This is a genomic window from Chryseobacterium cheonjiense (genome assembly GCF_012927265.1).
In the GTDB taxonomy this organism is placed as follows: domain Bacteria; phylum Bacteroidota; class Bacteroidia; order Flavobacteriales; family Weeksellaceae; genus Chryseobacterium; species Chryseobacterium cheonjiense.
Map to the genome: position 1 here is coordinate 286,908 of NZ_JABBGF010000002.1, position 12,684 is coordinate 299,591.

Here is a 12,684-nt window from a genome sequence, read left to right on the forward strand (position 1 = left end):
TGTGTTTTTACATTTCCATGATGGTGGCGCCCCAGGAATATCCCACCCCGAAACCGGCCATTAATACCTTATCCCCGGTCTTCAGCATTTCTTTATCCATCATATTTTTCAAAGCAATGGGAATGGTTGCAGATACGGTGTTTCCCGTTTTTTCCATATCAATATAGAATTTCTCTGCCGGAATTTTTGTTTTCTTTCTCAGATAATTCAGCATAAAAGAATTCGCCTGATGGAATACAAAATGATCAATATCATCCATTTGCATTTTATTGATTTCCAGTGTTTCTCTTACGAGTCCAGGGATATTTTCAATCGTAAAATTAAAAATTTCAGGGCCATTCATGTATATATTTTCGGGATTGAACTCATGTTCTGGGTTAAGTTTAAAATCTTTTTTGAAGGCACCTTTTTTCACGATAAGATTTTCTGCTCCGCTTCCGTCGGTACCAAGGCAGAACTGGTACTCACGGGAACTTTCTGATTTTTCTACAATTGCTGATGCAGAAGCATCCCCAAATATGCTCCGGTTTCCTTTGTCATCCGGATGGATATGTTTGGTGTAGGTTTCTGAGGTAACGAGAAGAATACTTTTGGCGATTCCTGCTGCGATCAGGCCTTTGGCGAAAGCCAACCCGTAAACAAATCCTGAGCACCCCAGATTGAAATCAATAGCTCCGATATTTTTCCTCAGTTTCAGGCGGTCCTGCAAAAGACATGCAGTTGTAGGCAGAAAGTAATCCGGGCTTTGGGTACAGAATAAAATAAAATCTACTTTACTGCGGTCGTAGCTCTCAAAAATTTTTTCTGAAGACTTTACGGCCATATCCAGCACCGTTTCATTATTAGAAGAAATATGGCGTTGCGAAATTCCTACTTTTTCATGGATTCTTTCGGAACTCCATTCGGGGAACAGTTTTTCAAGATCTTCATTAGTCAGCACAGACTCAGGAAGATAATATTCTATTTTCGAAACTTTCATCATGTTAATAAATTTTCTTTCTTTGCAAAAGTAACAAAACAAATGTACACTTGTGATGATTTTTTTATTTAGAATTTTAATAAAAATGCATGCGCTCTATCATTCCCTTTTAAACAGAGCCGGCCTTGAAGCTGCAAAATACAGAGGCATGAAAGTAGGCAGTAATTTCAACATGCCTGATAAAGTGTTCTTCGGAACAGAGCCCTACCTTATCGAAATAGGAGACAACGTAAATATTGCCGCCGGGGTAAGGTTCGTGAATCACGGCGGAACAACAACCTTACTGAGAAAGCTTCCCGGATATGAAGATGCCAGAATTATGGGAAGGATCAAAATAGGAAATAACTGCACCATCGGTCTTAACTGTGTTATCATGCAGGATGTACAGATCGGAAACAACTGTATTTTGGGAGCCAACTCCGTATTGTCGCAATCTATGCCCGACAATACCGTATTTATTGGAAATCCCGCACAATTTCTCTGCACAATAGAAGATTACGGAGATATTGTTTTAAAAAATAATCCCGAATATCCCCGCGAACTGGAAAAGGACCGAAAAAAACTTGATGCCTATATTAAAGAAAATCTTCCTCATAAATACAAAAAAGCGAGAAAAATTAAATAACTTAGTTCTCACAAATACACAAACGAAAAAAAACAAATTGAAAAAGAAAAAAATCCTCATTCGAATAGGCTCGCTGCGGCACGGCGGCGCAGAGAAAGTATTGGTTAATTTTCTGAAAAACCTTCCTCCGGATAAATACGAAATTGATCTTCTGGTGAATTTGTATTCCGGGATGTACCTTAAAGAAGTTCCTTTCTGGATAAATTTGCGTTATCTTATAAAAGGAGAAATGATCACCACCAACAGGCCGAAAGATATTCCCATAAAAGCTTTTAGAGTTCTTTATGAAAAAATGTTCCTTTGGTTCCCGTTCCTGCTTTATCGTTTTATTTTAAAAAATAAAAAATACGATGTGGAAATTGCGGCTATCCATGCCATGTATAAAGAAATACTCTCGAGTCCGCAAAAAAATTCAAAAAAAATCATCTGGGTTCATAATGACATTTTTAGTATAAAAGGCTATACGACGAAAGTGATTCGTGAGTTTTTCAGGTTTGACAGGATTTTGGTGATTTCCAATAAGATCCGGGACGGAATGTATGAACTTGCAGACAGCGATGACGAAAAAGCAGCTATCATTAAAATATTTAATCCTATTGACCGGGAAGATACACTGAGAAAATCAGATGCTGAGATTCAGGATTATCCTTTTACCGAAAATCTTCCTACGTTTGTCTCTATAGGTACAGTATTTCCCCAAAAAGGTTATGACCGTCTGCTGAATGTTCATAAAAAACTGATTGATGAAGGATTGAAACATCAGCTGCTCATTATTGGTGACGGCTACGACTTTAATACTATTCAGAATCAGCTTAACAAACTCGGCCTTCAGGAAACGGCAAAAATGTTAGGTTTCACCAGCAATCCTTATCCTTACCTGAAAAGAGCAGATTTTTATGTCATGTCTTCGAGGTATGAAGGTTTTCCTACGGTGATTGCGGAAGCACTTATCTTCAACAAACCTATTTCTGCAACTGATATTTCAGGAATAAGAGATCTCTTGCAGGATGGCAGGCTGGGAAATATCACACCCAATTCTGAAGAAGGAATTTATGAGGGAATGAAAAAATTTCTCACGGATAAAGATCTTACTGAAGAATATAAAAAAGAAATCGCACAGACTGAGCTTCCGTTTGTTTTAGAAAAATCGGTAGAGCATCTTCAAAAAATTATTGACGAAGTTTAAAAAACAAGTATAATGGCAGATTATTCTATCATTCAGAAAGATTTTTACAGGGAAAGCGGAAAATGGCTCTCCAGGATTGAGATCTGGAAAAAATGCATCAATCCCAATCTCCACTTTGTTTATATTCTAAGAATGGCTCAAAAATACCAGAAAAAAACTGTTCTGAATATATTTTGGAGACTGGTTTTACGGCATTACCAGATCAAGTATGGGTTCCAGATTTACCCTGAAACACAAATTGGAGAAGGTTTTTATCTTGGACACTGGGGAAGCCTGGTCATCAATCCGGAAACGGTTATCGGGAAAAACTGTAATATTGCCCAGGGCGTTACCATTGGGCAACAGAACCGTGGCAAAAATGAAGGTTCTCCCGTTATTGGTAATGAGGTTTGGATCGGCACTAATGCGGTTATAGTAGGAGCAGTCACTATTGGGGATAATGTCCTGATTGTGCCTAATTCTTACGTAAATTTTGATGTTCCGTCCAATTCTGTTGTTCTGGGAAATCCCGCCAAAATTATTCCGACAGAAAATGCTACAGAAGGTTATATCAACCGGAAAGTCTAGCGTATCTGACATATTTTACTGCATAAAACACAATATCATGCTAAAAAAAACAATTCCTATACTCATTATTTTATTATACCTCATAGGCTTTCTGCTTTCTTTTCCTTATATTTTTCAAAAGCTTTTTGATAAAGAATGGTTTGAAAGCATCCAGAATATACTGGAATACGGACTTATGTTCTGTTCTTTTCTTGTTTTTAACGCTCTTCTTTTTAAGAACAGATATACTGCTGCAATTGCCGTGATATTGTGCTTATTGCTCAGTGTGAATTTTCTGATTTCGGTATCGTGTTTTTTCGTTTACCATTCCGGCTTTAATGTAGGAATGGCGATCAGTATTCTGGAAACGAATATGAACGAGGCTTTCAGTATGTCTTATATGTTTATACTGCCCACCGTACTTTTTTTAATTTTTTTCGGAATGGCATTATATTCTGTCAATTATCTGAAAAACAATATTGTAACATTCAATATCAAATTCATTCTTATAGCAGTTCTGTGGCTTGTTATGCCGTATACTTATTACCTTAAACACCGGTATATAAGCAATAAAGGAGGCGGAAAAATGATCAAAAATGTATATTACCATTTGTCCGACTTCACTACGGCGATGAAAATTCAGGATGACATCAATACCATCAAAAAAAATGTTCCTGTTTTTAACATTAAAAAAATACAGCCCGGAATAAAAAATGTTATTCTGATTATTGGAGAATCTGAAAGAAAACAAAACATGTCATTATACGGCTACGGAAAAAAGACTACGCCTTATGCAGATCAGCAGGCCGAAAATATGATGATCTTCGAGAATGCAGTCTCCCCGGCAGGAATTACCAATCTAAGTGTTCCTCTGATGCTCTCCAGCATTCATCCGGATGAGTACAAATATCACTACGACAAGCTTTCGTACAATGTTATTAATCTTGCCAACCAGGTCGGATACAATTCTTTCTGGCTCAGTACACAAGCCAGCGCAAGGGGAATAACGGCTCTGGCTTCTTTGTCGAAAAACAAGAAATGGATCAACGGATACGATGAGGTGATCATTCCTGAACTTAAACACGCTATTCGCGGTAAAGAAGAGAAATTTATAGTGCTGCATATCATGGGCAGTCATCCGAATCCCTGCAACAGGCTGCCTTCCAACTGGAGTTCCGGGGGAATGAACTGCTACGACAGCTCCGTAAAGTATACAGATTATGTTCTCGGAAGTATTTTTGACATCCTAAAAAATACAAATTCTGTTATTATCTATGTTTCCGATCATGGGCTGAAGGTACAGGGTGACAAACTGCTTCATATAGACTCCAAAGAATCTACCCAGGTACCATTTTTTGTCTGGTTTGGCAATAAAGTATCGTCTTCCTACAAAATTACAGGCCGCGAAACACTGCTAACACAAACCACATACATCTATCCTCTGATTATGAAATACATGGGACTTGAACCTCCGGCACATTATAAAAGTGAAGAAAACAAATATCTGAATCTGGAAATGAAAAGTATAAACTACAATACGTTGCAGAAGTAAGAGAACCAATATGATATGTACTATTATTTTCATTAACAAGAACTATAGTTTTATTTAATATTTTTTACTCCGAATGGAGAAAATTTTCAATATAAATTCAATATTATATTTATACTTTGTAATTTTATTCATTATTTTTTTCTAATAAGATTATATCAGTTTAATTTTTTCGGAATTGCAGATGATTTTAAGCATATTTTAATATTAAACTTTGTTAAAAATATTTGCTTTTTCATCAAAAATTCTATTTTTGCAATATTATTGATTTAGTCTATTGATTTTAAAAATAATTTACACGAAATAAATAATTATAACAAAGCAAATTATGTCACAATCGTACAAGGTTATTTTTGAAAACAATAAGAAATGGGTAGAGTCTAAATTGGCAGATAATCCTGAATTCTTTCACGATCTCGCCAAGACACAAAGTCCCGACTATCTTTATATTGGCTGTTCAGACAGCAGGGCAACAGCGGAAGAACTGATGGGAGCGAAACCCGGTGAAGTTTTTGTCCACAGAAATATAGCTAATATTGTAAATACGCTGGATATGAGTTCAACAGCCGTTATACAATACGCTGTAGAGCATCTGAAGGTAAAACACATTATTGTCTGCGGCCATTATAACTGCGGCGGGGTGAAAGCAGCTATGACACCCGAAGATCTCGGACTGCTGAATCCATGGCTTAGAAATATCCGTGATGTGTACAGACTTCATCAAAGCGAGCTGGATTCTATTGAAGATGAAAGCTTACGTTATGACAGGCTGGTTGAGCTTAATGTTCAGGAGCAATGTATTAACGTCATCAAAATGGCCTGTGTACAGGAAAGATACATCCTGGAGGAGTATCCTGTTGTTCACGGCTGGGTATTTGACCTCAGAACAGGTAAGATTATTGATCTGGAAATTGATTTTGAAAAAATTCTTAAAGACATCCAGAAAATCTACAACCTTACGGGTTCTAACTGGGTAATGAGCAGAAAGACCAAATAGTTTTTCTTAAAAAAAGTAAAATGAAACTCTGGAGTATTATTACATTACTGTTTTTTCTAAACTTCACGGCTTTACCGGGTATTGCTTCGGTATTGGGCTGGGATCTTACGAGAACAAATGTTGTAATCAGCGAAGAGGAACCACACTCACACCCGTCATCTTTTATTGTTTATGAAAAGACACTTCCAAAACCACTGGACGTATTCGATTATCTCAAGTTTTTCGAAACTTCTCTGGAAGAAAAATCTTTTGTACCGGTAGATGATTCCTTTCATCTGTCGCCCTTACTTTCCATATTTTCTCCGCCTCCGGAAGCTTAATTTTTATCATTAGACTTTATCATGTTCATACCATATTTGGTATCGGACGCCTATGTACTATTGTAAAAATTAAATTTCCAATCTTTTGTAATTGATTTATTAAGAGCAGAATAAATCAGTTCTATTCACAGCAGTTTGACATCATGAAAAAAACATCATTAATAGGAGGAATAAAGGAGAATTTCCCTTCAGGACTCGTTGTATTTTTAGTAGCACTTCCCCTTTGTTTAGGAATTGCGCTTGCTTCAGGCGCACCTCCTTTATCGGGAGTTATTGCAGGAATCGTGGGAGGCCTTGTAATCGGCACCATCAGTAATTCCAATATTTCCGTATCGGGACCGGCAGCCGGATTAACCGCTATCGTACTGACAGCAATCACAGATCTCGGTGCATTTAATATTTTCCTTTGTGCGGGTATTATTGCCGGAGTTATTCAGTTGGTTTTAGGATTCATACGGGCAGGAAGCATTTCCAATTATTTTCCCAATAACGTTATTGAAGGAATGCTTGCCGCCATCGGGATCATTATTATTTTAAAACAGATTCCACACGCCCTGGGATTTGATAAAGATTACGAAGGGCACCAGTCGATCTTTGACAACGGACTTAATTTCGGCTATTTTTCCGAATTATTCGGAGCTATTCATCCGGGAGCAATTATTGTGACCCTAGTTTCAATATCCATATTAATCATTTGGGATAAAGTTCATGTTTTAAAAAGAATAAAAATGCTTCCCGGCGCTTTGGTAGCCGTAGTAGCAGGGATCATTCTGAATGAAATATTTAAAATGACGGGCAGCTCACTGGCAATACAGACCCAGCATCTGGTGTCGCTGCCGGTGCCACAGTCACTGGATGACTTTAAAAACCTTATCACAACTCCGGATTTCAACGGATTTATGAATCCGAAGGTTTGGATAGCGGGAGCAACAATCGCAATCGTAGCATCTATTGAAACACTGCTTTGTATTGAAGCTTCAGACAGGCTGGATGTACAGCGAAGAATAACAGATACCAATCTGGAGTTAAAAGCCCAGGGAATAGGAAACCTGGTAAGCTCATTTATCGGCGGACTACCAATGACTTCCGTGGTGGTTCGAAGCTCTGCGAATGCCAATGCAGGAGCGACATCAAAAACCTCAACAATTATTCACGGTATTCTTCTGTTGATTTGTGTTTTATCAATTCCGATTATTTTAAATCTTATTCCTCTTTCTACGCTGGCTGCAGTATTGATCTTGGTTGGATATAAGCTGGCAAAACCGGCTACTTTCAGGCATTTCTGGCAACTGGGAAAATTTCAGTTCATCCCTTTTGTGGCAACTGTGATTGCTGTTGTCGCTACAGATCTGCTGAAAGGCGTGGGAATAGGACTGGCGATCTCAGTTTTCTATATACTGCAGGGAAATATGAAAAGAGCCTACTATCTGAGCAGGGAAAAGCTTAATGATGCAGATGAAATTACAGTCAAACTCGCCGAGGAAGTTTCATTCCTGAATAAAGCCGCGATTAAAAAAACATTGAAAAATATAAAGCCGAACTCTACCGTTACCATTGACGCCAGAGGAACCTCTTATATTGCCACCGATGTTTTGGAGATGATTCAGGATTTTGCCAATATCCGGGCTAAAGAAGAAGACATTAATGTAGAACTCTTAGGGTTCAAAACCTCATACAAAGACTATGAAAGAGATGAAGATTCTCATATTGTAGTTACTCATAAACGAGCAATGTAAATCCATTGTTTAATAATTTTTTTAACTTTAAAAAATATAAATAGATTATATGAAAGCACACACGCACGAAACTCAGTCTACCATAACCCCTGAAAGAGCATTAGACTTTTTAAAGGAAGGGAACCAGAGATTTGTAAATAACCTTAAAGCCAACAGAGATCTTCTGGAGCAGGTAAATGCCACCCGCGAAGGGCAGTGGCCATTTGCCGTGGTTCTGAGCTGCATAGACAGCCGTACTTCCGCCGAGCTTATTTTCGATCAGGGTCTTGGAGATATTTTCAGCATCAGAATTGCCGGAAATTTTGTAAATCAGGATATTCTGGGCTCTATGGAGTTCGGATGTAATGTGGCAGGTTCCAAGCTGGTAGTTGTTTTGGGGCACACCAAATGCGGAGCACTGAAAGGCGGTCTGGATGCCGCACAAATTGAAGGATTGGGTATGGATAACCTGAACCATCTTATCAACCATTTTGATCCTATCATTAAACAGGTTATTGAAGAAGGAGAAGAACGTTCTTCAAAAAACAGCGATCTTTTAGAGAGATTAAACCATCAGAACGTAAAAAGCGCTATTGAAGATATCCGCAAACAAAGCTCGACACTCAGAAAGCTTGAGGAGGAAGGCAAGATAAAAATTGTAGGAGCCAATTACGATGTAGAAACAGGAGCTGTAAGCTGGTTATAAGCAATCTCTTATTCTCTCTGGTTGAAACTGGAGAAATCAATACAATATGTTATCGTTAGATAGATTGGAAATTAAATTTTAAAAGTACATCAGAAGACCATCAGAATGATGGTCTTTTTTATTTATAGTATTTCCAATTTCATAATTATAATTGAGATAAAGCGCCGCATTATAGTTCGCCTTAAAATTCTTACTTTTGAATGGTAAAACTCTAAGATTAATTATGGCTGCACCACTAAAACTACTTCTTTTCGTATTTCTTTTTTTTCTGAACGGTTTTCTTAAATCTCAGGAAACTTCCGGTAAAAAAACCATAACGGATACACTGGCTTATGCAAAAAGATTTGAAATTAATAAAGAAAAATACATCGGAAAACCCTTCTCACTCCTTCTGAAAGATATGATGCAGATGCAACCTAAACAAGCTAAATCCGAATTCAGAGAAGATACCAATTATCCTCTTCCGAGCACTGCATTTACTTTTTCAGATAAGGATATCAATTCCGGAAATGGTGTTACTATGATTGTCAGATGGAAAGCTGATGACACGGCAACTACCCCTTTGGAATTTTTTGAACAGGAACACAATTACCGTTTCACACCTAATGAAAAGAACTTCCTGGAGAAAAAAGTAATACGCGATATTACCGTGTACAAACGATAACTTTATTTCCCGTTAAAAGCAGACATCGTATTATTAATTCCGGCAAATACAAATGACAAGCTTGCCTTGGAAAATTTTTCTATTCTTTCGGGAAGTGCCGCATTTTCTTCTTCACTCCATGTTCCGAGCACATAATCTACCTGCCTGCCTTCGGAAAAATCTGCTGATATCCCAAAACGCAGCCGTGCATAATTTTGGGTATGAAGAACCTCGTTGATATTTTTAAGGCCGTTGTGTCCGGCATCAGATCCTTTTCCTTTCATTCTTAAAGTGCCAAAAGGAAGTGCCAGATCGTCTGTTATGATCAATACATTTTCCAGCGGAATATTTTCTTTCTGCATCCAGTATTTCACTGCATTTCCGGAGAGATTCATGTAAGTATCCGGTTTTAACACCAATACTCTTCTTCCTTTATATTTACCGTCTGCCATCCATCCGAAGTTGGTACTATTGAAAGGAACTTCCAGCGTTTCCGCGATTTTATCAGCTACTTTAAAACCTATATTATGACGCGTATTTTCATATTCTGAGCCTTTGTTTCCAAGGCCTACTATCAAATATTTCATTGAGAAATTTTTTGCAAAATTAAGGTATTAAAACAAAAAACTCAACCTGTAAAGATTGAGTTTAATAATATTTTAAAAGATTATTGTTACAATGGCTTGTAAATGTAGTTTACGCCATATCCTTTTCTCATGTAGGTCTGCGCATCATAATTGTAATTTGTAGAAACAACTACCGGTATCGGTACCGGTTGCGTCAGATCGGCAACAGACTTTCTTTTAGGACTGTTTGGTGACAGGATCCAGCTGTCCAGGTCATTTTTTTCTGTTGATAACAATCTGGAAATTTTATAGGCCATTGGCAGCAAAGTAAACGGATTGATCTGCGCATCATAATCGGAGAATTCATAACCGTATTTTGACGTTACAGCACCGAATACACCCCCTGCAACAGGTCCGTAGCTTCTCACTACTTTCGTTACATTATCACCAGAATATTCATAATTAGTTTCTGAGTAATTGGTATATGCAAAAGGTACCCCTATTGCTTCATCACCTGTCCGCATTACAATCTTAGCCAGCTTTGAAGTGGTAGAACTGTAGGTAAGGTTATAAAGTGTTTTTGATTTTCTAAGAATCACCCATGGCCCCGGAATAGTGGAAGGTGGCACAGGAGGTGTTCTCTTATATACGGAACGGGTTTCGGAAATAATATCCAATGTGCCTGTATTACCATAGGTAAACTGCTGTTCGTATGAAGTACTGTCTGTATCCAGCGTTCCGTTATTGTCAGAATCCAGAAAACCTTTGAAGGTTACTCTGCTTATTTTATCACCACTATACTGCACATCAGTTACAGACGCTTTTCTTGTGATAACTTTCGATACCTGAAGGCCGTTATAATAATAGGTAGCCAGTGTATCAGCATCCGTAATTTCTCTATACAATGCACGTGCGCCGATAAGCCCTGTATTGTTGTTGATATCAAGCAGCGGATTTCCGTCTTCATCTGCCAAATCTTTACAAGAATGAACTGTAGAAATACCTACTAAAAGCAAAATAAAATAAAAAAGTCTTTTCATTCCAAGGTGGGATTATTTATTTTTCCACAAATATAGTTTTTTTTTGAATAAAAATCATGTTTTTATTCCTTTTCAGAGAAAACTAATAACGATAAAATATAGTTAAAGTGGTTTATATATATACTTCACAATTTGTCCGGGATCCGATATCGGATAATTCTGCGAATCGTACAGATAGGATTTCGGAACGCTGATCTGTGGCGCACCCGGATTAATCAAGGTAATTTTCCCGGTATTATTAGACGACAGCGCATTAAAATTAATAGGGAACAATGTACCTGTAACCATGAAATATTCTTTTGGTAGAGTCGTGTAAGGATTTATTTTAGAATCATAATTATCGTATGCATAGGACATGGCCGTGGATGTTGAAGGGTCCGGATTACCACCGTTCATCAGCATAGTCGTATACTCAAGTTTTGTAACATTTCCTGCGGCGAATGTAAATTTATTTTCAACATAATGAGTGTAGCTGGTGCTGCCTCCCATCTTTTTCTTTTCCACAATTCTGTACAACTGTCCGTTGGCATCATAATACACTGTAAAATCACTATGGTTTGTGGTAGATAACAACGTCTGATCCATTGTTATTCCCGATAATTTGCCCGCTGTATAGTCAAGAGTATAAAGATTATCTATGACGTGCGGACTAACATTATCCAAATACCTGATTTTAGAGATCTTGTTGCCGGAATACGTAACAGTAGCAGTAATCGTATTGGTGCTTCCCGCATCTCTGATAAAAGCCTGTGATAGAATTCCCGCATTGGTAATATATTCTTCCTGATCTGTTGTTCCGCTTGTAAGCTTACTCAGAATCCTTGGTCCGGTAATTGTCTGGCCGGCAGAGCTGTTGTTATTCTGATTTGGCGGATCTTCTGTAGTATTGTCACAAGAAATGGAAAAACTTAATGCCAGAAAGGCAAGAGATGAAATAAAGTACCTCTTTATCATACGTTATTAATTTTTTAGGTTTCAAATATAATTCATTTTCTTTAACTTGTGGATTAAATATATTTAAATATGCATAAAGAAGAGGTAATTTTAGAAATTAGATAAACTTTCAACTAATAAGGTTGCAGCACTGATGTGGTAAATACAGATTGAGCCATTGCATTATTAAGATACGTTGTATTAGAAGGTATTCCTATTCCCAGTGTTCCTGAATTTAGATTTCTTTTCGTACAGGCTACCTTTACTGAATAATTATTTTTAGGGACAACATCTGTAAGTGTTGCATTAAGATTAAAGATTTTATAAGATCCGTCTGTACCGATTATAACATCTGTTCTCACTGCCTTTAGTACATCATCCAGGAAAATTCCGCACGCAAATCCTGATGAAGAATTTCCGTTTCCCGTTTTTTGTGCAGTCGTTTGAAACGTAAATACAACTTTATTGGTAGGTTTACTTATTGAAAAAGTATCCTGCGTTCCTGACAATACTGTCCATGTATTGTTAATTACAGAGTTTTCCACGTATGGTGTTGTCGATCCATTGGATCCGCTAAATGTCGCCCCGGTCTGATCCGTTAATGTACTGATATAGAAAATAGACATACTGCCCTGCCCATCTGCAACCTTTATGTTTTTCCAGTCGTTTACGGAAAGATCGGAACTGTTATGGAATATTGTTCCTACAGCACCGGCATCTCCCTTTACGGTATTTGTTCCTCCTATCCTGAATTCTTTTCGGATATTGAGATCTCCGTTAACATCCAGAGTTCCTACGGGATTGGCTATATTGATACCCACCTGCGCACAGGAGCAGATTGAAATTACTGATAATACAATAGTAAATATTTTTCTCATA

The 12,684-nt window shown here is 37.6% G+C and carries 14 protein-coding genes; 9 read left to right on the forward strand and 5 right to left on the reverse strand.

The features are described 5' to 3' along the window. Positions 1 to 7: 7 nt before the first annotated feature. On the reverse strand, positions 8 to 982 hold the full coding sequence (locus tag HHL20_RS11850; RefSeq protein ID WP_169231402.1) for a 3-oxoacyl-ACP synthase III family protein: 975 nt from the start codon (positions 980 to 982) through the stop codon (positions 8 to 10). An 82-nt stretch (positions 983 to 1,064) separates the two neighbouring features. On the opposite strand from HHL20_RS11850, the gene HHL20_RS11855 reads away from it, so the two are divergent. The 9 genes from HHL20_RS11855 to HHL20_RS11895 all read left to right on the forward strand — a co-directional run bounded on the left by HHL20_RS11855 (position 1,065) and on the right by HHL20_RS11895 (position 9,287). Then, complete coding sequence (locus HHL20_RS11855) at positions 1,065 to 1,604, forward strand: acyltransferase (RefSeq protein ID WP_228463181.1); 540 nt, start codon at positions 1,065 to 1,067, stop codon at positions 1,602 to 1,604. A 37-nt stretch (positions 1,605 to 1,641) separates the two neighbouring features. Then, positions 1,642 to 2,790, forward strand: a complete 1,149-nt coding sequence (locus HHL20_RS11860) for a glycosyltransferase (protein WP_169231404.1) — start codon at positions 1,642 to 1,644, stop codon at positions 2,788 to 2,790. A gap of 12 nt (positions 2,791 to 2,802) precedes the next feature. After that, positions 2,803 to 3,357 carry a serine O-acetyltransferase gene (locus HHL20_RS11865; RefSeq protein ID WP_169231405.1) on the forward strand — a complete coding sequence of 185 codons (555 nt, stop codon included), beginning with the start codon at positions 2,803 to 2,805 and terminating at the stop codon, positions 3,355 to 3,357. Positions 3,358 to 3,394: 37 nt separating this feature from the next. Then, complete coding sequence (locus HHL20_RS11870) at positions 3,395 to 4,888, forward strand: phosphoethanolamine transferase (RefSeq protein ID WP_169231406.1); 1,494 nt, start codon at positions 3,395 to 3,397, stop codon at positions 4,886 to 4,888. A gap of 325 nt (positions 4,889 to 5,213) precedes the next feature. Further along, complete coding sequence (locus HHL20_RS11875) at positions 5,214 to 5,882, forward strand: carbonic anhydrase (protein ID WP_169231407.1); 669 nt, start codon at positions 5,214 to 5,216, stop codon at positions 5,880 to 5,882. 20 nt (positions 5,883 to 5,902) lie between these two features. After that, positions 5,903 to 6,202, forward strand: a complete 300-nt coding sequence (locus HHL20_RS11880; protein ID WP_169231408.1) for a Rossmann-fold NAD(P)-binding domain-containing protein — start codon at positions 5,903 to 5,905, stop codon at positions 6,200 to 6,202. A 143-nt stretch (positions 6,203 to 6,345) separates the two neighbouring features. Beyond that, a complete protein-coding gene (locus HHL20_RS11885; protein WP_169231409.1) occupies positions 6,346 to 7,938 on the forward strand; it encodes a SulP family inorganic anion transporter in 1,593 nt (530 codons plus the stop codon). Positions 7,939 to 7,987: 49 nt separating this feature from the next. Then, positions 7,988 to 8,623 (forward strand): carbonic anhydrase family protein, encoded by a 636-nt coding sequence (locus HHL20_RS11890; protein WP_169231410.1) that lies wholly within the window; start codon positions 7,988 to 7,990, stop codon positions 8,621 to 8,623. A 223-nt stretch (positions 8,624 to 8,846) separates the two neighbouring features. After that, positions 8,847 to 9,287 carry a hypothetical protein gene (locus tag HHL20_RS11895; RefSeq protein ID WP_169231411.1) on the forward strand — a complete coding sequence of 147 codons (441 nt, stop codon included), beginning with the start codon at positions 8,847 to 8,849 and terminating at the stop codon, positions 9,285 to 9,287. Positions 9,288 to 9,289: 2 nt separating this feature from the next. Here HHL20_RS11895 and pth read toward each other — a convergent pair whose 3' ends face one another. The 4 genes from pth to HHL20_RS11915 all read right to left on the reverse strand — a co-directional run bounded on the left by pth (position 9,290) and on the right by HHL20_RS11915 (position 12,683). Further along, on the reverse strand, positions 9,290 to 9,853 hold the full coding sequence (pth, locus tag HHL20_RS11900) for an aminoacyl-tRNA hydrolase (RefSeq protein ID WP_169231412.1): 564 nt from the start codon (positions 9,851 to 9,853) through the stop codon (positions 9,290 to 9,292). An 86-nt stretch (positions 9,854 to 9,939) separates the two neighbouring features. Then, a complete protein-coding gene (locus HHL20_RS11905; RefSeq protein WP_169231413.1) occupies positions 9,940 to 10,872 on the reverse strand; it encodes a hypothetical protein in 933 nt (310 codons plus the stop codon). Between the two features lie 102 nt (positions 10,873 to 10,974). Further along, the gene (locus HHL20_RS11910) at positions 10,975 to 11,826 is read right to left on the reverse strand and encodes a hypothetical protein (protein ID WP_169231414.1); all 852 of its coding nucleotides are present in this window, start codon (positions 11,824 to 11,826) and stop codon (positions 10,975 to 10,977) included. A gap of 113 nt (positions 11,827 to 11,939) precedes the next feature. Then, positions 11,940 to 12,683, reverse strand: a complete 744-nt coding sequence (locus HHL20_RS11915; protein WP_169231415.1) for a hypothetical protein — start codon at positions 12,681 to 12,683, stop codon at positions 11,940 to 11,942. Between the last annotated feature and the right edge of the window lies 1 nt (position 12,684).